At 65.0% G+C, this 22540-nt stretch carries 22 protein-coding genes; 4 read left to right on the top strand and 18 right to left on the bottom strand.

All coding sequences use genetic code 11. The features are described 5' to 3' along the window. Positions 1 to 77 precede the first annotated feature (77 nt). Positions 78 to 464, top strand: a complete 387-nt coding sequence (locus GDH07_RS10990; protein WP_178124042.1) for a DUF2946 domain-containing protein — start codon at positions 78 to 80, stop codon at positions 462 to 464. 88 nt (positions 465 to 552) lie between these two features. Then, a complete protein-coding gene (locus tag GDH07_RS10985; protein WP_152897542.1) occupies positions 553 to 2700 on the top strand; it encodes a TonB-dependent receptor in 2148 nt (715 codons plus the stop codon). 42 nt (positions 2701 to 2742) lie between these two features. Here the strand turns inward: GDH07_RS10985 and GDH07_RS10980 are convergent, their stop codons facing one another. The 3 genes from GDH07_RS10980 to GDH07_RS10970 all read right to left on the bottom strand — a co-directional run bounded on the left by GDH07_RS10980 (position 2743) and on the right by GDH07_RS10970 (position 4556). After that, complete coding sequence (locus GDH07_RS10980; RefSeq protein WP_152897541.1) at positions 2743 to 3756, bottom strand: ABC transporter substrate-binding protein; 1014 nt, start codon at positions 3754 to 3756, stop codon at positions 2743 to 2745. Positions 3757 to 3882: 126 nt separating this feature from the next. Next, a complete protein-coding gene (locus GDH07_RS10975; RefSeq protein WP_152897540.1) occupies positions 3883 to 4089 on the bottom strand; it encodes a hypothetical protein in 207 nt (68 codons plus the stop codon). After that, positions 4086 to 4556: a hypothetical protein gene (locus GDH07_RS10970; RefSeq protein ID WP_083456875.1), complete on the bottom strand. Its 471-nt coding sequence runs from the start codon at positions 4554 to 4556 to the stop codon at positions 4086 to 4088. Before GDH07_RS10970 ends, GDH07_RS10975 begins: the two co-directional genes overlap by 4 nt. Positions 4557 to 5194: 638 nt before the next feature. Between GDH07_RS10970 and GDH07_RS10965 the strand changes: the two genes are divergently transcribed. Further along, the gene (locus tag GDH07_RS10965; protein ID WP_022643981.1) at positions 5195 to 5425 is read left to right on the top strand and encodes a hypothetical protein; all 231 of its coding nucleotides are present in this window, start codon (positions 5195 to 5197) and stop codon (positions 5423 to 5425) included. 15 nt (positions 5426 to 5440) lie between these two features. On the opposite strand, the gene GDH07_RS10960 is transcribed toward GDH07_RS10965, so the two are convergent. From GDH07_RS10960 to GDH07_RS10900, 13 genes are all read right to left on the bottom strand, one after another. Then, entirely contained in the window at positions 5441 to 5656 is a 216-nt protein-coding gene (locus tag GDH07_RS10960; RefSeq protein ID WP_022643980.1) for a hypothetical protein, read from the bottom strand. 124 nt (positions 5657 to 5780) lie between these two features. Continuing rightward, positions 5781 to 7016 carry a methyl-accepting chemotaxis protein gene (locus GDH07_RS10955; protein ID WP_425502115.1) on the bottom strand — a complete coding sequence of 412 codons (1236 nt, stop codon included), beginning with the start codon at positions 7014 to 7016 and terminating at the stop codon, positions 5781 to 5783. Positions 7017 to 7706: 690 nt separating this feature from the next. Beyond that, positions 7707 to 8111 (bottom strand): TraR/DksA family transcriptional regulator, encoded by a 405-nt coding sequence (locus GDH07_RS10950; protein WP_022643977.1) that lies wholly within the window; start codon positions 8109 to 8111, stop codon positions 7707 to 7709. A 353-nt stretch (positions 8112 to 8464) separates the two neighbouring features. Further along, complete coding sequence (locus GDH07_RS10945) at positions 8465 to 9487, bottom strand: ABC transporter permease (RefSeq protein WP_053130651.1); 1023 nt, start codon at positions 9485 to 9487, stop codon at positions 8465 to 8467. Between the two features lie 70 nt (positions 9488 to 9557). Then, complete coding sequence (locus tag GDH07_RS10940; protein WP_152897538.1) at positions 9558 to 11105, bottom strand: sugar ABC transporter ATP-binding protein; 1548 nt, start codon at positions 11103 to 11105, stop codon at positions 9558 to 9560. A gap of 66 nt (positions 11106 to 11171) precedes the next feature. After that, positions 11172 to 12098 (bottom strand): sugar ABC transporter substrate-binding protein, encoded by a 927-nt coding sequence (locus GDH07_RS10935; RefSeq protein WP_152897537.1) that lies wholly within the window; start codon positions 12096 to 12098, stop codon positions 11172 to 11174. Positions 12099 to 12150: 52 nt separating this feature from the next. Continuing rightward, positions 12151 to 12333, bottom strand: a complete 183-nt coding sequence (locus GDH07_RS10930; RefSeq protein ID WP_083456876.1) for a hypothetical protein — start codon at positions 12331 to 12333, stop codon at positions 12151 to 12153. 189 nt (positions 12334 to 12522) lie between these two features. Continuing rightward, positions 12523 to 13533: a bifunctional inositol 2-dehydrogenase/D-chiro-inositol 1-dehydrogenase gene (iolG, locus tag GDH07_RS10925; RefSeq protein ID WP_053130656.1), complete on the bottom strand. Its 1011-nt coding sequence runs from the start codon at positions 13531 to 13533 to the stop codon at positions 12523 to 12525. 33 nt (positions 13534 to 13566) lie between these two features. After that, the gene (gene iolD / locus GDH07_RS10920) at positions 13567 to 15504 is read right to left on the bottom strand and encodes a 3D-(3,5/4)-trihydroxycyclohexane-1,2-dione acylhydrolase (decyclizing) (RefSeq protein WP_152897536.1); all 1938 of its coding nucleotides are present in this window, start codon (positions 15502 to 15504) and stop codon (positions 13567 to 13569) included. Between the two features lie 40 nt (positions 15505 to 15544). Beyond that, positions 15545 to 16366 (bottom strand): TIM barrel protein, encoded by an 822-nt coding sequence (locus tag GDH07_RS10915; protein WP_152897535.1) that lies wholly within the window; start codon positions 16364 to 16366, stop codon positions 15545 to 15547. Between the two features lie 30 nt (positions 16367 to 16396). Continuing rightward, positions 16397 to 17206 (bottom strand): 5-deoxy-glucuronate isomerase, encoded by an 810-nt coding sequence (gene iolB / locus GDH07_RS10910; RefSeq protein ID WP_152897534.1) that lies wholly within the window; start codon positions 17204 to 17206, stop codon positions 16397 to 16399. After that, the gene (gene iolE, locus GDH07_RS10905) at positions 17203 to 18108 is read right to left on the bottom strand and encodes a myo-inosose-2 dehydratase (RefSeq protein WP_152897533.1); all 906 of its coding nucleotides are present in this window, start codon (positions 18106 to 18108) and stop codon (positions 17203 to 17205) included. Before iolE ends, iolB begins: the two co-directional genes overlap by 4 nt. Before the next feature lie 68 nt (positions 18109 to 18176). Next, complete coding sequence (locus tag GDH07_RS10900; RefSeq protein ID WP_152897532.1) at positions 18177 to 20114, bottom strand: bifunctional 5-dehydro-2-deoxygluconokinase/5-dehydro-2-deoxyphosphogluconate aldolase; 1938 nt, start codon at positions 20112 to 20114, stop codon at positions 18177 to 18179. Positions 20115 to 20422: 308 nt separating this feature from the next. On the opposite strand from GDH07_RS10900, the gene GDH07_RS10895 reads away from it, so the two are divergent. Next, entirely contained in the window at positions 20423 to 21343 is a 921-nt protein-coding gene (locus GDH07_RS10895; protein WP_022643967.1) for a MurR/RpiR family transcriptional regulator, read from the top strand. Positions 21344 to 21359: 16 nt separating this feature from the next. Here GDH07_RS10895 and GDH07_RS10890 read toward each other — a convergent pair whose 3' ends face one another. Together GDH07_RS10890 and GDH07_RS10885 are read right to left on the bottom strand one after the other, a co-directional pair. Beyond that, positions 21360 to 21602, bottom strand: a complete 243-nt coding sequence (locus GDH07_RS10890; protein ID WP_053130677.1) for a DUF7660 family protein — start codon at positions 21600 to 21602, stop codon at positions 21360 to 21362. Between the two features lie 2 nt (positions 21603 to 21604). After that, positions 21605 to 22537, bottom strand: coding sequence for a DHH family phosphoesterase (locus GDH07_RS10885; protein WP_152897531.1), 933 nt, complete (start codon positions 22535 to 22537; stop codon positions 21605 to 21607). Positions 22538 to 22540: the final 3 nt, after the last annotated feature.

Genomic DNA, 22540 nt, shown 5'->3' with positions numbered 1-22540 from the left:
AAATTTCGCTGAAGAATGGACCTGATTGCGCGTTTTGGTAAGTACGTTCGTCGTCTTCGATGCTAAAGTGCCGGCCCATGAAATTCGCCCGTTCCGATCGCTCGCTCGTTGCCTGGATGCTGTATTGCTGCGTCCTGTTCAACGTGTTCGCCTGCAGCATCGGCCATGGCCAGATGCTGGGCATGCAGCTCAACGGCATCGGCGGGCAGTTCTGTAGCGTCGACCCGGCCACCCAGGCGCCGGTACAAGCCCCCACCGACCAGGATTCGCTGCCGACCCTGGCCAAGGCCTTCGGTTGCCCGCTGTGCTCCACCGGTGGCATGGGTCCGGCGCTGAACACCAGCCTTGGCCTGGCTTTCCTGCCGCAGCCCCAGGCGCCGCCGCTGGCCAGCCCGCTCCAGGTCGATCTCCCCGCCCACCATAGCTGGCCCGCCGCCCGTCCCCGGGCACCGCCCCACGCCTGACTCTTGTCCCTACCCGCCCCACCCACCGCGCCCTTTGCGTGGCGCATGGCCGTGGGCTGTTTCCTAGTCAAGAATTCAGGACCTATCAATGAAACACCTTCCTCTGCTGGCGAGCCTGCTGGCGAGCCTGCTGGGCTGCCTGTGTGCCAATGCCTGGGGCGCGCAGCGCCTTGAACTGGCCCCCACCACCATCGGCGCCGACGAAACCGAGGCCGAGCCCGGCCTGTCCCTGGACCAATCCAGCGGCATGGCCTCGCGCCTGGGCCTGAGCCTGCGCGAAACCCCTGCCTCGGTGGCGGTAAGCAACCGCCAGGACATCGAACGCCGGGGCGATCGTACCTTCCAGGACGCCGCCAATGCCCTGCCCGGGGTCAATGCCAGCGCTCCTCCAGGGTTCGGCGGCTTCGTTTCCTATCGTGGCTTCACCAACAGCCAGATCACCCAGATGTTCAATGGCATCAATGTCGCCACCGGCCTGGCCCGCCCTGTGGACGCCTGGATCTACGACCGGGTGGAACTGGTGGGCGGCCCGTCGTCGCTGATCAATGGCGCAGGCTCCGTGGGCGGTTCGCTGAACTACGTGACCAAGCTGGCCGAACGCCGCGAACTGGCCGCCGAGGGCCTGCTCGGCTATGGCAGCTTCGACACCACCCAGACCGCCTTCGGGGTCAACCATGCCCTGAGCCCGGCCAGCGCCGATGTGCAGCACTTCGCGCGGCTGGATGTCAGCCACAACACCAGCAACGGCTACATCGACCGCCAGGAACGCGATGCCTGGAGCCTGGCGTTCTCCCTGCTCAGCGACCTGACCCCGGACCTGTCCCACACCCTGGCCGTGGAGTATCAGGACGAGCACGAGGACAGCCCCTACTGGGGCACGCCGGTACTCAATCCCAAGGCCGGCGACCTGAAGATCGACAAGCACAACCGCTTCAACAACTACAACGTCGCCGATGGCCTGTACGAACAGCGCACCGTCTGGCTGCGTTCGATCCTCGACTACCGGATCAACGACAGCACCAGCCTGCGCAATACCCTCTATCACCTGGACAGCCAGCGTGACTACCGCAACCTGGAGACCTACCAGTACAGCCCCGACAACCGGCTGGTGAACCGCTCCACCGCCTACCTGGTGCGGCACCAGGGCAACCAGGTGGGCAACCAGTTCGAGGTGCGTCACGAAGACCAACTGCTGGGCCTCGACACCACCTGGGCCGCCGGTTTCGAGTACAAGGTCAACAGCACCACCAATTCGCCGAACAACGTACCGGCACGCAACAGCGTCGACCCGAACAGCTACCGTCCTGGGCACTTCTACGAACTGGAAGAAACCCGCCAGGGCTGGGTCAAGGACAAGACCAACCAGGTCACCACCCGCGCGCTGTTCGTCGAGAACCGCCTGGCCCTGACCGACGAGCTGTCGCTGCTCAGCGGTTTGCGCTACGACGCCATCGACCTGGACGTGACCAACCACCGCGCCATCACCGCCAGCAACCCGCGCCACTTCAAGCGCAGCTGGGAGCCGCTCACCGGACGCCTGGGCCTGACCTGGCAGTTCTTGCCCAGCGCCAACGTCTATGTGCAATACAGCACCGCCGCCGAACAGCCCAGCGGCACCCAGAACTTCGACGTATCCACCGGCAAGCAGTGGGAGGTGGGGAGCAAGTTCGACTACCTGGACGGTCGTGGCTCGGCGACCGTGGCGGCCTACCGCATCGAACGCAAGGACTTCGCCGTGACCGATCCACTGGACCCGGCCAATAGCATTCCGGTGGGCCAGCAGACCTCCAAGGGTATCGAGCTGGCCAGCTCGCTGCGCATCACTCCACGCCTGCTGGCCCAGGGCAACTTCGCCTGGGTGGATGCCGAATACGATGCGTTCAACGAGAAGCTCGCCAACGGCACGGTGGTCTCGCGCAAGGGCAATACCCCCACCAACGTGCCCTCGCGGCTGGCCAACCTGTGGCTGACCTACGACCTGGCGAGCAATTGGCAAGCCGGCGTCGATGCCCGCTACGTGGCCTCGGTATACGCCGATAACGCCAACACCCTGACCATGCCGGCCTACACCCTGTACGGCAGCTTCCTGCGCTACCAGCTCGACAGCCACACCAGCATCACCGGCCGGGTGCGCAACCTGACCAACGAAACCTATGGCCAGTTCGCCCACGTGTCCCCGGCCTACTACCTGGGTACGCCGCGAACCTTCGAGGTGGCCGTGCAGACCCGCTTCTAAAGCCGGTCCCGCCTTCGCGCAAGGCGCAGGCGGGACACACCGCTAGAGTGTCGCAGCGAGCTTGTCCGCCACGTCAGCGGGCACCCAGGCACGCCACAGGTCGGGGTGTTGCCGCAAGAATGCCCGGGCGCTGTCCCGGGGCTCGCTGTGGTTCTCGCTCATCTGCGCCAGGGCCTGGTTCAGCGGCCCGATGGGCAGGTCGACCTTGGCGAAGAACTCCACCAGCTGCGGGTATTGCTGCTGGAACGGCGTGGACACGCCAATCGACAGTTTGGAAGCCAGGGACCGGGTCGGACGGGGGTTGGGCTCGGCGGGATCGGTCAGGGTTTTCCAGGCCTGGGCATCGAAGGGCGGCTCCTGCAACTGGACCAGCTTGAAACGCCCCAGCAACGGCGTTGGCGACCAGTAGTAGAACAGCACCGGCTTGCCACGCCGGATCGACGAGCTGATCTCGGCATCCAGGGCCGCTCCGGAACCGCTACGAAAGTTCACGTAGCTGTCCTCCAGGCCATAGGCCTTGAGCTTCTGCTTGTTGACGATCTCCGAAGTCCAGCCGATGGGGCTGTTGAGAAAGCGTCCCTTGTCGGGGCTTTCCGGGTCCTTGAACACTTCCTTGTAGCGCTTGAGATCGGAGACGCTACGCAGCTCGGGGGCCAGGGGCTTGATGCCCCGCTGCGGATCGCCCTTGATCACGTATTCGGGAACCCACCACCCCTCGGTGGCGCCCTTGACCGTGTCTCCCAGCGCCACCACCTTGCCCTCGGCCTCGGCCTTGACCCATACCGGGCTGCGCCCTGCCCACTCCTCGCCGATGACCTGGATGTCGTTGTTGGCCAGGGCGGTTTCCAGGGTGATGGTGGTGCCGGGCAAGGTATCGGTGGGCAGGCCATAGCCACTCTCGACCACCGTGCGCAGGATCTCGGTGATCAGGCTGCCGCTCTCCCAGTTCAGGTCGGCGAAATGGATCGGCTGCGCCGCCGCAGTCGCCGCTGGCGCCGCGCCAAGAGCAGCAAGGGTCAACAGGCTGCCGGCCAGCAGCGCACGTAATCCGTTCATGGCAAGCACCTCTCTAGGTCGAGTCCTGGGCAAGAGGGACAGCGACGCACCAGCGCAAGGCCCCTGAAGCATTAAGTCAACTGACTGTAGTAGAGGTTCCGTGTTTTCAAGCACCCACGGATGGCATCAGGAGTCCGGCGGCTCCTGCAGGCACTGCAATTCGCGGCGCACCATGCTGGCGTAGGCCGCTGGCCGCAGGTTGTAGATCTGCGCGGCCACCCAGCTCAACCAGGCACCTTGCAGGACGGACTTCTGTGCGAACAGGCGCTGGGCCTCGCTGCGCGCAGCGGCCAGATGCTGCTGGTGGAACTCGGCGCGGCTCTGGCTCGTCACTCGCTGGCCTTGAAGCTGATCAGTTCGCCCTTGCGCCACTTGGCGGCCTTGGCGGATATGGCCTTGAGGGTCTTGGTCAGGCCTTCCTGCAACTGCTCGTTGGCGGCGAAAACCATCACCACCGATTGCCCTTCCCTGAACACTATCCCCTGCCCCAGGGGGCTGGCGACGAAGGCGTAGTCGCCCAGGCCATAGACCGTCAGCTTGATCTCGCGAAAGCGGATTTCCATCTTGCCGCCTTCGCGGCTGGGCAATACCGCAGCGCGAAAATGGTCTCCTACTTTCAGTTCCAGGCGGGGCTTGTCGTCCACCACCATGGCCGTCTCGGTATCGAGTTCGGCGATGTAGATGCCTTCGGCGGATTGTTCGGTGACATAGACAAAACGAGATTGAAACTGCTTGACCAGCTTTGCGCGCAAATCACCCAAGACAAACAACGCGTGCATTTCAAGATTACTTACTGCCAAGGAAAGGCTCCCCGATACTCAAAATGATGCTGTCCTTAAAAAAACGGGCAGCACAAAAAAAACGCCATGACGGCGTACTCACTCCAATCACTCAACCAGAAGTTCACTCAGGTGGACCTGCTACTCCGGCGGCCGTGGGCACTGGGCAAGGGGCATTCCACCATTGCATAGGCACATGTCGAAGGCTGGAGAATAGGCTCTGAACCCGAAAAACGTGGCGCCGCGCAGTAGGGAACGAGTGCTGGAACAGGCCTGCTGGCCGTAAACACCCTGGTCAATTCCCGAAATCGGCAGCCACTTCGGGCGGCTGGGGGCAATTCTAGAGCAACTTTGTGTATTTCGACTATGCAAAGCGCAAGTCCATCACCCTTTGCACCAGTCAAGCAAAGACCAGTACCGCACTCCAGCCGGTAACGTTATCCCAGGCATGTTACCGGCAGGCGTCATTCTAGTGCGCCGCCCCACTCCTGTCCTGGCATTGCTGCTGCAGATACTTGAGCGCCGCTCTTGAGGAAAATACTCACAAGCTGATCTGACTCAGGATCCGGTTTGCCCATCCACGCAATACTCGACGCCGGGTCCACCGGCCACACTCCGTGGGCACCCGAGACTCAACGAGCCAAAGGAGCAGAGGGGAAATGAAAGAGCTGGATATTGGCGAATTCTTCATCCGCGGCCAGTGCCGGGAAGTCAGGGGCGAATACCAGGCCGTGATCGCCCTGCGCACCAAGGTGCCCAAGAGCCGGTTCCACTTCTACCAGGTGGAACGCGACCGCTGGTTCAAGACCTCGGAGGAAGCTGCGGCAGCAGCCCGGGAACAAGCCAGGGCCCTCAAGCAAGCGATCGACCAGGGCGCGCTGGCCCCTTGAGCCAGTGGAGCCGGCCTAGGCCGAGTGCTTGAAACGGTCCGGGTCGGGGGCAAGCACTGCCAGTTGCTCCTGCCAGGCCAACTGGCATTCCTCAGCGTCGGCGCGACTGGCGAACGCGGTACCCCGTTGTTCGCCATTGACCAGTACCACCCAGCACACCTTGCGCCCCAGGGCTTGCAACGAGCCGGGCACGCCGCTGCCTATCATCACCGCTACATCGACCTTGTACATGGCTATCCTCGCGGAAATAGTTAGCAACCTAACGATATAGGCATGCTAAATGATTTCCGCCTCTGGACAACAGCCGGTTATTGCACATCAGCATTACGCCAACGGTAACAATCGCCGCTCGCCATCAGGCCCGTCGGGATGGCGCCTGCTCGGGTTTGTAGCCCAGGCGCAGGCCGCCCCAGTGGCGTCCCTGGACCATGATCGGCACCGAAAGATCGTGCATCAGCTCGCCGGTATCGCGGGTGTAGGTCTGCAACAACAGCGGCTGCTGATGGCTGCCGCAGCGAATACCGGTGCGATCGGCGAACTTGCGCTTGCTGCGGTTGTGCAGGTTGTCCACCTGGGGATCGCCGGTCAAGGGTTGGGAAAACGCCTGGTTATGGGTTGGCACGTAGCCTTCCTGGGTACAGGCGATGGCGAACACCAGGCCGTCATGGCGTGGCAGCAAGGACTCCTGGATCGCTGGCAGCACCTGATCGGTATAGCGATCGAAGCGGGTGTGATACCTGCTTGGCTCGGTGTTGGGAATCAACTGGTAATTGCGGTCGAACAGCTCGTCGAGGCTGATGCGCTGGGCCGCGAGGTCGGCCTCGAACTGCTCGGCGATGCGTCGCGCGCCTTCGCGGGCCAGGTCGTAGATGCGCTGGTGATATTCATCCAGGCCCACCGCGGCCAGGCGCTCGCTGATGGTTTCCGCCTGCCCTTCCATTTGCACCGCCGCCTCGGCCAGGCTGCGGGTCTGCTGGTCGCTGACCGCCAGGTCGCTGCGCATCTGCTCCACTGCGTGGAACAGGCTGTCCAACTGTTCGCGATTGGTCTCGGCGCCCCGGGCGATTTCGCTGACCTGCTCCTCGACCCCGGCCGCCAGGCGGGCGATGTTGTCCAGGTGGCGACCGGTATGCTCCACCTGCTCGACCCCAAGATTCAGGTCATCGGACAACTGGCGGATCTGTTCCACTACATCACCGGTGCGCTGCTGGATATCGGCCACCATCACCCCGACCTCATCGGTGGCCACCGCCGTACGCCCGGCCAGCCCGCGCACCTCGTCGGCGACCACGGCGAAACCGCGGCCATGCTCGCCGGCCCGGGCCGCCTCGATGGCCGCATTGAGGGCCAGCAGGTTGGTCTGGCTGGCAATGGACTGGATCACCAGGGCCACGCGCTGGATCTCCTCGCTGCGCTGGCTGAGGGCCTCGATCGACTCACGGCTGTCGTTGGCGCGCTGGCTCAGAAGGTGCATGCGGTTGATGGACTCGCCCAACACCGTGCGCCCTTCGGCACTGCTGGCATGGGCTTCGCTGGCGGCTCCCAGCGCTTGGCGGCTGAGCTGCGAGGTGACCTGCTCGGTCTTGATCATCACCTCGGCGTTGCCGACGATGCGCACCGCGGCATCCAGCTGGGATTGCAGCTTGTCGGCCAAGCGGGTTACCGAATAGGCCACGCCAGCGGCAGACAATGCATTGTGGGAAGTGCTGTAGGACAGATCGCGGGTCAGCGCCGACATTTCGCCATCGCTGGCCGCCAGCACCGCCCCCGTCACCTTGCGGCTACGCAGCCGGGGCAACCAGATCACCACCACCGCCAGCGGCAGGCACAGGTACAGCGGCCAGTCGCCCAGGGCCTGGCCGGCCAACAGCGCCATCAGGGCCGCACTCTGTAGCGCCGGAGTCCACCAACGGGCAGGTTCGGGAGTTGCCAGCGCCTGCGCCACAGGCACCGCGAGAGATCCATCTCTTGACATGTTGCTCACCCCATATCGTTCTAATTGTTTTGCCGCATTAAACGCCACTATAACGCCATGATCCATGGTCCCTTAGTCGGAACAGGCACAGCGGCAAGCTTGCAGCCTCAAGCGGCAAGAAGCGCGTGCGGGGCATTATTCAGGGTCTGGCGGGATGGGTATTGCAACAGATCAAGGGAACGGTGGCCGTGGCGCGGCTACCGAAGGGAGGGCAATTGTAGCGAGGGGTTTGCACTCCAGGGACGCAGCGCCGGCTAGGCTGCGCCCCTGAAGGCATCAATGCACTTGAAACACTTGCAGCGGCTGTCAGGCCTGGCGCTGGTGCTTGTCGATCTGCTCGTGACGCTCTTGGGCTTCGATGCAGTACTTGGTGGTCGGGCTGATCAGCAGGCGCTTGAGGCCGATCGGCTCGCCGCTGTCGTCGCACCAGCCGAAGCTGTCGTCACTGATCCGGCCCAGGGCCTGCTCCAGCTGCGGCAACATGCGCTGGTCGCGATCGATGGCATTGACCAACCAGGTGCGCTCTTCTTCGACGGAAGCGGCGTCGGCCGGGTCAGCCGGGGTATCCAGGCTTTCAATGGCGATCCGGTTCTGCTCGATGCGCTCGTGGGTTTCCACCTTCATGGCTTGCAACAGCTCAGTGAAAAAAGCGTGTTGCTCGGCATTCATGTAGTCATCCGCCGGCATGGCCAGCAACTTTTCCTTGGTCATTGATTTCTCTATAAAAAATACGTGCATTAAGGCGAATTCAAACTGTTTCCGGTTGACCTTCAGGGTCATCAGAAAGGCGCCATACCTTCCAAGCGCCACCCGGCACTCAATTTACGAGGGGCGGCAGTCTAAGGCCGGTTTGAGGGCTCAGCAACTGAAATGACAGCGAATCTGTCCGACAAACCGCACAAAGCCCGCAATTGCGGGCTTTGGGGCTGGTGATCGGAGTGCTTTTATAACAAAAAATTCCATGCGCGCAGGTCTTTTAGAAGACAAACGGCAGTACCGGACAGCGGATTTGGCCATTTTTGCGACAGATTACCGCCCTGCCCGTCCGCCTCCAGGCATCGACATCAGCGTTTGAGCTTGCGTTTGTTGCGGTACTGGTCGATGACCACCGCCACCACGATGATCAATCCCTTGATGATGTCCTGGATGTAGGCATCGACACCGACGAAAGTGAAACCGCTGGCCATCACCCCCAGGATCAGCGCGCCGATCACCGTGCCGGTGATGCGTCCCACGCCCCCGGCCAGGCTGGTGCCACCGATCACCGCAGCGGCGATGGCATCCAGTTCGTAGGACATGCCCATCCCCGCCTGCCCGGTGGCGGCCCGCGCCGAGGCCACCACCCCGGCCAACCCGGCCAGCAGCCCGGCGATGCTGTAGACGATCACCAGGTGGCGCTTGACGTTGATCCCCGACGTGCGCGCCGCCTGCATGTTGCCGCCGATGGCGTAGGTGTACTTGCCATAGCGGGTGTAGCGCAGGGCGACATGGAAAATCACCGCCACCGCCAGGAAGATCACCACCGGCATCGCCCCATGGCCAATGGCAGTGTAGGAATCGGACAGCATGCTCACCGGCTGGCCCTGGGTGTAGTAGCGCGCCAGGCCACGGGCCGAGACCATCATTCCCAGGGTGGCGATAAAGGGCGGGATGCCACTGAGGGCGATGATGCTGCCGTTGATCGCCCCCGCCAGCAGGCCGACCCCCAGCCCCGCCAGTACCGGGATCCATACCGGCAGATCGGTCAACCCGGGGAACACCGCGCGGCTGAAGTCGGAAGTCTGCGCCAGGCTGGCGGCGATCATCGCCGACAAGGCCAGCACCGAGCCCGAGGACAGGTCGATGCCGGTGGTGATGATCACCTGGGTCACGCCGATGGCCAGCAGGCCAATGACCGAGACCTGGAGGATCATCAGCACCAGGCGCTGGGAATTGAGCAAGAAGCTCTGCTCGCGGACCACCCAGCCGGACAGCTCGAACACCAGGGCGATGCCGATCAGCACCAGGAAGATACTCAGTTCGGTCGGCAGGCGCCGACGGCTCTTGGCCGGTGCCAGGGCCGGTTTGTTTTCCAGTATTGCGTTCATCACCGTCCACCTTGATCAGGGGCGGCGCCATTGCAGGCGGCCGGCCCAGGTTGAATGTCGTGTGTCGCCGCTAGTGTTCCAGGGCCAGGCCCGAGGCCAGCTGCATCACCCGCTCCTGGCTCGCTTCGCTGCGGTCCAGGGTGCCCATCAGTTGCCCCTCGTGCATGACCATTACCCGGTCGCTCATGCCCAGGACCTCGGGCAGTTCCGAGGAGATCATCAGCACCGCCATGCCTTCGCCGGCGAGTGTGGCGATCAGGCGATAGATCTCGGCCTTGGCCCCGACATCGATGCCCCGGGTCGGCTCGTCGAGGATCAGGATCCGCGGCCGGGTCATCAGCCAGCGGGCCAGCAGGGCCTTTTGCTGGTTGCCGCCAGACAGGGTGTCGATGCACTGCTCCAGCGACGGGGTCTTGACCCGCAACTGGCGACACATGTCCTCGCACAGCGCACGCAGGGCCTTGTGCTTGACGAACCCCGCCCCGGCATAGTGTTTGAGCACCGCCACTTCCATGTTCTCCAACACCGACAGGCAGGGAAACAAGCCGCTGAGCTTGCGATCTTCGGTGAGCAGCGCCAGGCCTTGGCTGATGGCCACGTGGGGCTCGCCAATGCGCAACACCTGGCCATCGAGGATGATCTGCCCACCATCGGCCGGGGTGATGCCGAACAGGGTCTCGGCCACGTTGGTCCGCCCCGAGCCCATCAGCCCGGCGATACCGAGGATCTCGCCGGCATGCAGGTCGAACGACACCCCCTCGAACACCCCGTCCAGGCGCAGGTCGCACACCTGCAGCAAGCGCTCGCCGATGGGCTGGTCACGCGTGGGAAACAGCTGGCTCAGCTCGCGCCCGACCATCATCGAGATCAGGCTGTCGCCGTCCAGGCTCTCGGCCCGTTGCAGGCCGATGTAGGTGCCATCGCGAAACACCGCCACCTCATCGGCGATGGCGAACACTTCGTTCATCTTGTGGGTGATGTAGATGATGCCCTTACCCTGGGCCTTGAGGTCGGCGATGATCGAGAACAGGTGCGCCACCTCCTTGTCGGTGATGGCCGAGGTCGGCTCATCCATGATCAGCACATCGGAGTCATAGGACACCGCCTTGGCGATCTCCACCATCTGCCGCTCGGCGATGCTCAGGTGGCCCACCTGCTCCTGGGGATCGAGCTCGATGCGCAGGCGCGCCAACAGCGCGGCGGTGGCGCGATGCATCGCCCGATGATCGACCAGGCCCAGCCGGCCCAGCGGCTCGCGCCCGATCCAGATGTTCTCGGCAACGCTCATGTGCGGCATCAGGTTGAGCTCCTGGTGGATCATCGCGATCCCCGCCTCCAGGGCCGCCAGTGGCGAGGCGAAACTCACTGGCCGGCCCTTGAGGCGCAACTCGCCGGCATCGGGCTGGTAGATCCCGGCAATGATCTTCATCAGGGTCGACTTGCCGGCCCCGTTCTCCCCCATCAACGCCAGCACGGTGCCGGGACGCACCCGCAGCTGCACCTCGGACAAGGCCACCACCCCGGGAAAGCCCTTGCTGACATTGATCACCTCCAACAGGTAAGGCTCGATGACGGGGGTAATCCCGGCCGGATTCGAAACGGACGCACAGGCGTTCATGCTCAGTTACTCCCGCCGCCAGGCACCCAGGGCACCCGGTCGGCTTGCTCGGTGAATGAGGCCCGGCTACTTGAACTGGGCGACGTTGTCCGGGGTGATCAACCGATACGGGATCCACACCGCAGCCTCCACCGGCTGCTGCTTGATCATCTTCACCGCGGTCTCCACCGAACCTTCGGCCTGGCCCTTGGCGTCCTGGAATACCGACATCGCCAGCTCGCCACGCTGCACCGCGCGCAGCCCGTCGGGGGTACCGTCGACCCCGGCGATCAGCACGCTGCCGCGTTCCACCCCGGCCTGGTTCAAGGCCATGGCGGCGCCGATGGCCATCTCGTCGTTGTTGGCTACCACGGCGTTGAACTCGCGGCCCTGGGTCAGCCAGTCATTGACCAGGGTCATGCCGCGGTCGCGCAGCCAGACCCCGGTCTGCTCCTGGTCGATCCGGATGCCCGGGTACTTGGCCAGCACCTCCTTGACGCCCTTGGTGCGATTGGCCGTGGAGTTGTTGGCCAGGTCGCCCAGCAGGATCACCACGCTGCCCTTGCCACCCATCTTGTCCGCGAGGTACTGCATCTGCATCCGCCCGGCCTCCAGGTCATCGGAGGCCACGGTGACCACCCCCTTGGGCAGGGCCAGGTCATCCGGGCGACGGTTGACGTAGACCAGCGGGATCCCGGCCTTGACCGCCGCCTCGGTGATCTTGCGAGTGGCGGCGGTATCCACCGGGTTGACCACGATGGCGTCGACCTTCTGGCTGACGAAGCTTTCGACCTGGCTCAACTGCTTGACCACGTCGCTGCGGGCGTCCTCGAACTGCAAGTCCACGCCCTCGGGCATGGACTTGGCCTTCTGGTCCATGGACTCGCGCAGGTAGGTCAGCCAGGTGTCATCGAACTGCGACATGCTCACACCGATCCGCACCTGGGCCTGGGCCACGCCGCTGGACAGCAGCAAGGCCAGGGCCAGGGAAACCACTCGGGTCTGGATATTCATCAAGGGTGCTCTCCACGTTGTTGTCGGTTGGCGGTTCGGGCGCCGCCGTGCCTCAGGCGCGTGAATACAGGACCGGGGCGCCGGGCATGCAGCCCAGCAGCGAACCTTGGTGTTCGACACACAGGCAACCCAGCAGCGACAGCAAGCGGGAGGACCAGGGAGTGCGAGGCATCTCGCGAGGGGGAATGGCACCTGCCCGGGAGGGCAATGGCGTGGCAGAGCGAGGGATCTTCATCGACGGCACCTGTGTTGTTTTTGTTGGATGGCTGGCCAGGACACCAGGCAGAACCTGAAGACCCCGGCAGCCTGGGTAGTCGGCAACCTGGAAACGACTCTATTGGAAAATATTTTCTATATCAACTCATTTTAGAATTTTGTTGCAAGCCCTGTTCAAGCCCCGCTCGAGGGCCTTGGCCCGGGCCTCTCAGCCATAGAATGCGGGGCGCGGCGGCAAGTGCACCGGCACAATGGCCCCGCTCTGCTGGGCCTGGATGCAAGCGTCGGCAGCCACCGCCGCCGCCAGGCCGTCCCAGGCCGAGGGGCCACCCACCTGCCCTGCCGCCACGGCATCGATGAAGGCTTGCAGCTCGACGTCATAGGCGGCGATGAAGCGCTCCTTCCAGTCCATGAGGATGGCGCTGGACAGGTTGGCCGCACTGCGCAGTTGCACCTGGGGCGGCTCGGGCAGGCGCGCGATACCGCTCTCACCCACCACCTCGCACTGGATGTCGTAGCCGTATTGGCAGTTGACGAAAATCTCCACATCGATCCGTACCCCACGGGCGGTCTCCAGCAGCACGATCTGCGGGTCGCGCAGTTGCCCATGGGCCTTGCTCGAAACCCGGGGGAACAGCACCTGCACCGAGACGTAGTCGTCGTCCAGCAACCAGCGCAGCACGTCCAGTTCGTGGATCAGGGTGTCGGTAATGGCCATGTCGGTCTTGTAGTTCGGCCCTACCCGCGGATTGCGGTGGGCGCAGTGCAGCATCAGCGGCGTGCCGATCCGACCACTATCCACCACGGCCTTCAGCGCCTGGTAGCCAGCGTCATAAGGGCGCATGAAGCCCACCTGGACCAGGCGCTTGCCATGGGCCAGCTCGGCCTCGACGATGCGCCGGCAGCCCTCGGCGGTCACCGCCAGGGGTTTCTCGCAGAACACCGGCTTGCCGGCGGCGATGGCCGCCAGCACGAACTCCTCGTGGCTGGGGCCCCAGGACGTGACCAGCACCGCCTGCACCTGCGGCGAGCGGATCAAGGCATGGCCGTCTGCATGGACTTCAGCCTGCAGTTGCAGGTCGTCGACCACCCGTGCCGCCTGTTGCCGATCGATGTCGGTCACGGCCACGACCCGGCTGCCCTGCAGGGTCTGGCTGCAACGCCGGATGTGATCCTGGCCGATGGCCCCGGTCCCGATAACGCCTAGCTGCAAAGACATGGATGTACTCCTGTGGTTGTTCGTGGCAAAGGATCAATACTGGCGGGCCCTGGCCAGTTCGGCGGCAATGGCCCGGGACGCGGCGGCAACCCGCTCGCTGTCAGAGACTTGGGCCACCCCCACATGCCACCAGGACTGGTAGCCATGGAGCATGGTCTTGGGCAAGACCTTGATATCGATCAGGGTCGAGACCGTCTGCCGGCGGGCATCCGCCAGGGCCGCCTGCAACTGCTCGAGGCTGGTGACCCGGTAGGTCTTGCAACCGTAGGCCGCGGCGCTCATGGCGTAGTCCACCGGGATCAGGCCGCCGTCAAGCCGGCCCGTGAGCGGGTCGCGATAGCGAAATTCAGTGGCGAAGCTGTCCTGGCCCTGGCCCAGTTGCAGGTTGTTGATGCAACCGAAGGCCATGTTGTCCAGCAATACCAGGTTGATCTTGCGCCGCTCCTGGAGCGAGGTGACCAGCTCCGAATGCAGCATCAGGTAGGAGCCGTCCCCCAGCAGCGCATAGACCTCGCGCCCAGGCTCGGCGAGCTTGACCCCCAGGGCCGCGCCGACCTCGTAGCCCATGCACGAATAGCCGTACTCCACGTGGTAGCTGTTGAGCCCCTTGCTGGCCCAACTGCGCTGCAAGTCGCCGGGCAGGCTGCCGGCGGCGGCGACGACCACCGCGTCTTCGTCCAGCACCTGGTTGAGCACGCCCAGGACCTGGCTCTGGGTCAGGCAGGAGCCGGTGAGCTCGATGAACTCGCGCAGCACCGCCGGGTCCAGTGAGTCGTCGACCTCGGGCACGAAGGCCTGCGCCGAATACTGCACGCCATGCAGGCGCTGCACCTCGGCCGCCAACTGCGCCTTGGCCGTCGCCACCTGCTCGCCCCAGCCGGCGCGATAGTCACGCTCCACCAGGACCTGCGACAGGCCCTGCAAGCCGGCCCGCGCATCGGCCAGCAGCTGCACCCCATCGAGCTTCAGGGCATCGCCGGGGTTGACGTTGAGATTGAGGAACTGCACCTGCGGATGCTGGAACAGCCATTTCGAGGACGTGGTGAAATCGCTGTAGCGCGTCCCCACGCCGATGATCAGGTCGGCCTCCCGGGCCAGCAGGTTGGCCGCCAGGCAGCCAGTCTCGCCAATGCCGCCGACGTTCAGCGGATGGCTCGAGAGCAGCGCGCTCTTGCCCGCCTGGGTCTCGGCCACGGGAATCGCGAAACGCTCGGCGAACGCCTGCAGCGCCTCGCCGGCAGCGGAGTACTTGACCCCGCCGCCACAGATGATCAGCGGCCGGCGCTTGCCCAGCAGCAGCGCCGCGGCATCGGCCAGCATGGCCGCGGTGGGCAGGCGCCGATCGATACGGTGGACCCTGCGAGCGAAGAACGCCTCGGGATAGTCGTAGGCCTCGGCCTGCACGTCCTGGGGCAGCGCCAGGGTCACCGCGCCGGTTTCCGCCGGGTCGGTCAGCACCCGCATGGCCTGCAATGCGGCACTCATCAATTGTTCAGGGCGGTTGATCCGGTCCCAGTACTTGCTCACGGCCTTGAAGGCATCGTTGGTGCTGATGCCCAGGTCATGGAACTGCTCGATCTGCTGCAACACCGGGTCCGGCTGGCGGCTGGCGAACACATCGCCGGGCAACAGCAGCAAGGGGATGCGATTGGCCGTGGCGGTGGCGGCCGCGGTCAGCATGTTCGCCGCACCAGGCCCCACCGAGGCGGTACAGGCATAGACCTGTCGGCGCAGGCGCTGCTTGGCGAAACCGATGGCCGCGTGGGCCATGCCCTGCTCGTTGCGCCCCTGGTGCACCTGCAGGCCACCCGGGTCCTGCTGCAGGGCCTGGCCGATGCCCAGCACGTTGCCGTGGCCGAAGATGGTGAAGACTCCGGCGACGAAGCGGCTCTGTTGTCCATCCACCTCGACGTACTGGTTGTCGAGGAACTTCACCAGGGCCTGGGCCATGGTCAGGCGTAGCGTGCTCATTTCAGCTCCTTACAAGGGATAGGGGCATGGCGCCGGGCACTCACTCCAGGGCCTGGCGCAGATGGTCGATGCTGGCGCCCAGGGCCTGGTGGACATCCACCAGGCCATGGACGCAGGCGGCGAAAGGCTCGAACGACAGGTAACCGGTGTAGCCCTGGTGCAACAGCGCCTTGAGTTGGGCCACGTTGCCGAGCCGATCCGCCGCGCCCACCAGCACTCGATGGCCGTCGCGCAACAGCTCCAGGGGCGCCTGCGCTTCCTCGACCCCGGAGATGTGCACCAGGGCGGTCTGTTCGGCGAACAGCTCCTGTTCTCCAGCCAGGTGGTGATGGAAGGTGTCGTGCAGCAGGCGCAGGACATCCAGGCTAGCGGTGTCGCGGACCGCCTCCAGCGCCAGGCGCTTGCTGCGCAAGGCGCTCTCCTCAAAGCCCAGGGGCTCGATGAAGCCGTACAGGCCATGCCGGCGCAGTACCGGGGCGATTCCCTCGAGGGCGCTGCGCAGCGCCAATGCCCGCTGCGCGGCATCGCGCGGGTCCCCGGCCTCATTCAGCGGACACAGCACCAGCCCCCTGGCACCGCAGGCCACGGCATACTCGGCCAATTGCCGCAGTTGCCGCTCGCGCTCCGGGTTCCAGACATCGAAGGGGTACAGCGCATTGATCGACAGCACCCGCACGCCACGGCTCGCGCACAGCTCGCGAACCCGCTCCGGCGGCGTGCCATCGGTGATTTCCACGCCCGGCAGGTCGTTGCGCAACTCGATGGCGTCGATCTGCAACTCCAGCGCCAGGTCGATGAATTCCACCAGCGACAAGCTCGGCGCGACCATCCGGTTCAAGGCAAAACGCAAGGGCCGGGGCATGTGGCTGACTCTCCCTATGGCGTGGCGCTCTCAGAGATCGAGCAGCCAGCTGTGCTGCGGATCGTTGTGGAATTGCCAGGCACGTTTCGGCCCGGCCATGACATTCAGGTAGTAGGACTGGTAGCCGTACGGCACGCAGACCGGGTGATAACCCTCGGGGACCACCACCAGGTCGTGGTGCTCCACGGCCATGGCTTCATCCAGCCGTCGATCGTCGGTGTACACCCGCTGGAACACGAAGCCCTGGGGCGGGTCGACCTGGTGGTAGTAGGTCTCTTCGAGAAAGCTCTGGTGCGGCAGGTCGTCGGTGTCGTGCTTGTGGGGCGGGTAGCTGGAGGAGTGCCCGGATGGCGTGCGCACCTCCACCACCAGCAGCGAATGCGCAGGCTCGCTGGCCGGTAGGATGTCGCAGACATAACGGGTATTGGCGCCCTTGCCCCGTACGCTGCGCGAGCACTGCTGCGGGCGGATCAGCCGCGGCGCCAGCCCGGCCTCGCGACACCCGGGGGCCGCGCAAACCGCCAGCTGCACCGGGTCCAGCGCAGTGATCCGGGCCTGGCTGCCCGGCGGCAGGTAGACGGCGAACGGCGCCAGGTCTTCGAACACCGATTGGCGCTCGCCAATCCCCTCCCAATGGAACGCGCCATGCCCCGGCGCTTCGCCCTCGACCCGCACATGCCCGGCCAGCAGCACCAGGCATAGCTCGCGTTCACCGGCACTGACCGGCAGGCTTTCGTCCAGGCCCAGGCGGTAGGCGGCGAAACCCACGTACTGCAAACGGCCTTCCTCGAGTCGCACCAGCTCCTGGCCCGCGCCCGCGCCCTTGACCAGCAGGCTCATCGAGCAGCCCTCCCGTGTCCGGCGCTGGCCAGCAAGGCGCGCAGGGTGTCGTAGCCCTTTCGGGCATAGACCTCGCTGGGGGCCACCGCCGGGTCCTGCTCGGCCTCCACCACCAGCCAGCCCTGGTAGCCGGCGCCCAGCAACACCTGCAGCAACGCGGCAAAATCCAGGTCGCCATCACCGGGCACGGTGAAGGTGCCGTTGACGATACAGTCGGGAAAGCTCCAGAGCTGGTTGCGCGCCAACTGCACCACCGGCTTGCGCACATCCTTGAAATGCACATGGCAGACCCGCCCGACATGTCGGCGCAACACCTCCAGGGGCTCTCCACCGCCCATGTAGCAATGCCCGGAGTCGAACAGCAGGCCCACCTCGGGGCCGCTGCGGCGCATCAGCTGGTCGATGTCCTGCGGCGATTCGACGTAGGCACCCATGTGGTGGTGATAGGCCAGGCGCACGCCCTGGGAGAGGGTGAAACGGGCCAGCTCGGTGAGCTTGTCGGCATATTCCTGCCAGGCCTGTTCGGCATGAAAGCGCGGGCGCTCCACCAGGGCGATGGGTTGGCCCTGGATCGAGTCGGCCACCTCGCCATAGACCAGCACCGTGGCGCCATTGTGCGCCAGCAATTGCACGTGGGCGGCGATGGCTTCGATCTCCTCGGCCACCGAACGCCGCGCCAGTTGGCCGCTGTACCAGCCGGAAACCAGCGCCAGCTCGTAGGGCCGCAGCACCTCGGCCACCCCCTGGGCATCCTTGGGGAACTTGCCGTTGAGCTCGAAGCCCTCATAGCCGATGGCCTTGCCTTCGGCCAGCGCCGTGTCCAGGGGCGTCTCGCCCCCCAGGGACGGCAGGTCATCATTGCTCCAGGAAATCGGGTTGATGCCAATTCGGATCGCGGGCATGGCTGCACCTTTTATTGTTGTTCGGATCGCACTCTAAAAAACCGCCTTGCCACCAAGGCCTGGGGCGTTCACGGGCGGGCGCTGCGCCAGGCCTCGATCAACTGGACGAACGTGCCCTGTACTTGCTTGATCAGCTGCTGGTCGTCGATCTCCCCCGCCAGCCAGGCACGGCTGGGCTCTTGGAAGATCGTGCGACCCACGGCGAAGCCCCGGCAACTGCTGCTGCCGGCGGCCTGGCGAAAGCCCTCGGCCAGGGCCTGGGGCGAGGCGTTGAGCCCCAGCAATACCACCCCACGGCAGTAGGGATCACGCTCCTGGATCAATTGGTCCAGGCGCTGCCACTGCTCGCGATCCTGGGCCTCGATCTTCCACCAGGCCGGGTAGATGCCCAGGTTGTAGAGGCGCTTGATGGCCCGGTACAGCACCTCGGGATGGGCCCCGGGCAAGTCCTTGGGCGGGATGACCTCCAGCAGCAGCTCATGGCCGCTGGCCTGGGACGCCTGGTACAGGGCGCGGATCTGCGCCTCCTGCTCCAGGCGCAGCATGGGTTCGTCATCGGGATGAAATTGCACCAGGCACTTGATGATCTGCTCCTGGGGCCAGGCGATCAGGTTGCTGCCGATGGCCCGGCCATGCTCGAACACCAGGGGCCGCGAACCCTGCAGCTCCACCGGGCGCGCCACCCACCAGCCACGACCGGTGGCGGCGTTCAGTGCATCCTGGCCGAAGCGCTGGTCCGCCAGCACGCCGACATCGGCCTCGACGCCCTGGCGTCGCAGGTCGGCCTCGACCCGCTGCACCGCCTCGACGAACAGCAGCTTGAGTTGCTCGATGACCTTGAGCTCGCGCCCACCCTGGCGGGCCAGCTCCACCAGTTGCCCGCGATGATCGAAGGCGAAGATGAACAGCGGCCGCCACGCCTTGCGCGGCACGCTGACCTGGTGCAGGCGCCGCAGGGTCGGGTCTTGGTCCGGACGGGTGATGGGCCGCGGGCTGCCGAACAGGTAGTCGAGCTCGGCACGGGTCGGCATCGCCGGGGCACAGGCATGGCGCGAGACCACCAGGGCGCCGCAGGCATTGGCCAGCTGGCAGCAGCGCTCATCGTCCGCCCCCTCCAGCCAGCCACTGAGGAAGCCGGACATGAACGCATCGCCGGCGCCCAGCACGTTCAGCACCTCGACCTGCACGCCCTGGTGCACCTGCAGGTCCTCCAGATGGCCGGGAATGGCCCCATGGATCACCGTGCAGCCCCTGGGGCCGAGCTTGACCACCAGGGTCGCGGTCGTCAGCTCGCGCACCCGGCGCAGGGCCGCCAGCAAATCCGGCTCGCCCCCGGCAATCAGGAATTCCTCCTCGGTGCCGACGATCAATTCGAAGCGCGGCAGGATGCCCTGCACATGCTGGCTGACCTGGCGGTCGGCGACGAAGCGGGTCTGGCCATCGGCCTTGGCCGCCAGGCCCCAGAGCACTGGCCGATAGTCGATGTCCAGCACTCGCCGCACCCCATGGCGCTCGGCATAGTCGAGGGCCTGGATGCTAGCGCGGTAGACCTGGTCGCTGGAAAAATGCGTGCCGGTGATCAGCAGCGCCTTGCTGGAAGCGATGAAGGCCTCGTCGATGTCCTCGGCGGTCAGGGCCATGTCGGCGCAGTTCTCGCGATAGAACACCAGGGGAAAACTCTCGCGGTCCTTGAGGCCCAGCAGGACCAGGGCCGTCAGCCGCTCGGCATCGACCCGCACGGCGCGGGTGTCGCAGCCTTCGCGCTGCAACGACTCCAGCAGGAAGCGCCCCATGTGGTCGTCGCCGACCCGCGTCAGCATCGCCGACTTCAGGCCCAGGCGCGCGGTACCGAAGGCGATGTTGGCGGACGAGCCGCCAAGGTATTTGGCAAAACTGGCGACATCTTCCAGGCGGGCCCCCACTTGCTGCGCGTAGAGGTCGACGCCCAGGCGTCCGAGGCAGATCAGATCCAATTGACGCCCACTGGCAAAGCGGTCCTGGCCCATGCTGGCTCCTGTTATTGTTATCAGCCGCTGCCTGCCGCCGGTTCCTCGGCAAGCACTCTTGGTGGGTGCAGACTAGAACGGCTTTCACTGTCAGATCAATATTTATTCTAAATTTTTTTACATGGAATATTTTTTCCACTAAAGTTCGCTGCACGCCGAAATCTATGTCCTGCATCGTTTCAGCAATGCGCCGCAGGCCCCGGCCGGCATGATTTTCCCCGCGCCGACCCTGTAGACTGCCCGCAGTCCGCCTAGTCTCAGGGGCACTACCCAGGCTCGCCCCATCAGCACCGCAAGAAGGATTGACCATGCCCCATACCGATCAGCCGGCCTTGTCCGAAGGCACCCCGGACAGCGACCTCGCCACTCGCCCGCTCGATGCCGAGGGCCTGCTGCAACTGATCGCCCGGGAATACGAAAGCCTGCCGCGCCAGCTCAAGCGTATCGCCAGCTACATGAGCCAGCAGCGCGACCGGATCATGGTCGATCGCATCAGCGACATCGCCCGCGAATGCGAAGTGCACCCCTCGGCCATCGTGCGTTTCTCCCAGCGCCTGGGCTTTCGCGGCTTCAGTGACATGCAGGCGTTGTTCCGCGAGGCCTATACCCACAAGGCCACGCCGGTACAGAACTACCAGCAGCGCATCCGCAGCCTGATCGCCAACAAATCACAGAAGGCCAGCAGTGCCGACCTGGCTCGCGACTGCATCGGCGCCACCCTCTCGGGGATCGAGCGCCTGGAACAGGAGCTGGACGAGGCGGCCCTGGAGCGAGCCGTGGACCTGGTGGTCAATGCCGAGAACATCTACGTGGTGGGGGTGCGGCGCTCCTTCGCGGTGGCCGACTACCTGGTCTACAACCTGCAGCACACCAACAAGCGCATCCACCTGGTCTCGGGGCTCGGTGGCAGCTACCGCGAGCAGATGCGCAGCATCCGCCCCGGCGACCTGGTGATCGCCATCAGCTTCACGCCCTACGCCAAGGAAACCCAGCACTGCCTGCGGATTGCCCAGCACCACCAGGCCAAGACCCTGATCATCACCGACAGCACCCTCTCGCCCCTCGCCAAGCGCGCCAACAGCGTGCTGCTGGTCAACGAGGGCAGCTCGTTCGCCTTCCGCTCGCTGAGCGCCACCTTGTGCCTGTGCCAGGCGCTGTTCATCGCCGTGGCCTACCGCCTGGAGCTGAAGATGGATGAAATCCACGAGCAGAGCGGCTTCGAGGATTAGCCGCGCAGCGGGTGCCTCATTCGTAGATCTTGCCGCAGTACAGGAACACCGCGAAACGCTTCCACGGTGAGGCGTCGGCCAACCCCTGGCTGGCGCCCATGGCACTGGCTTCGGCCCAGGCATGGGCGGAGTCGAGGAAGTCCTCGATGGAGTCGTTCTGCCAGTCGCTGGCTTGGCGCCGGTCGGCGCTCAAGGCCTGGACGAACGCCAGGAAACTGCGCTCATCCACCACTTGCTGCAAGGCTTGATCCAGGTCCACGGTTACCTCGGGGTCATCGGCGCCTGCCAGGCCAGGCCCATGCGCAGCAACTCCTTGCGCAAGATCGGCCGGTCCAGGCAGTGCAGGCCATTCACGGCCGGGCACTCTAGCAGCCGGTCCAGCTTCTGCGCACTAGCGGCTCCACCACTGAGCAAGTAGCTGCGCCCCTCGCCGAGGCTGATCAGGTTCAGCAGCCAGTCATCGCCCCACTGCCCCAGCACCCTTTCGATCAAGGGCCGTTGCTGGCGCAGCAAGCGATCGGCATTCCACAAGGTCAACTGGGCGAAACGCCTGGGCAGGTTGCTCTCTTCCCCGAGGACTTTCAGGTCCTTGTGCAGGGCCTGCTCCAGTTGTTCCTCGATCTGGCGCTGGCACTGGTCGAAGTAGCGTGCAGGCCATTGCTCGTCCAACCCGGCGTGCCGGGCCAGCATGGCATAGGCCTGGCGATCGGCCTCGGTGCAGATCCGGGCGGTGAAGTTCAGGGTGTTGTCGAGAATCCCGGCTGCCAGCAACTGCGCACTGTCGCGGCTCATCTGCGCCAGCAGCCCCGAGTCGCGCCAACGCTCATAGACCTGGGTGCAGGCAGCGCCGATCCGGCGGATATCCGCACGCGGCCCCAGGCGCTCGGCCCAGAACCCTTCGAACCCGGGATGATGGTCGATGACCTCCACCACCCGTGCAAGATCCACCAGCGGGTCCAGGTGCAGGTGATTGGAAACGTCCACCAGCACGAACACATCGTCGTCGCCGATCGACACCGATGCATCCAGCCCCTTGCAGTTATGGCGCAGGGCCTGGGGAATGCTTTCATTCAGCGGCGCGCTGCTCAGGGCCCGGGCCGGCTGGCCGCGCAGGTTGAGCCATTCGGCGTAGGCGATGCAGCCGGCGTAGGCGTCCATGTCCAGGTAGGCCGCGCCGGAGGTGACAATGATCATGAC

Origin of the sequence: Pseudomonas piscis, from assembly GCF_009380155.1 — a bacterium.
GTDB classification, from domain to species: Bacteria; Pseudomonadota; Gammaproteobacteria; order Pseudomonadales; family Pseudomonadaceae; genus Aquipseudomonas; species Aquipseudomonas piscis.
Note: the sequence above shows the minus strand (reverse complement) of the source record. Positions and strands in the feature narration are given on the sequence as shown.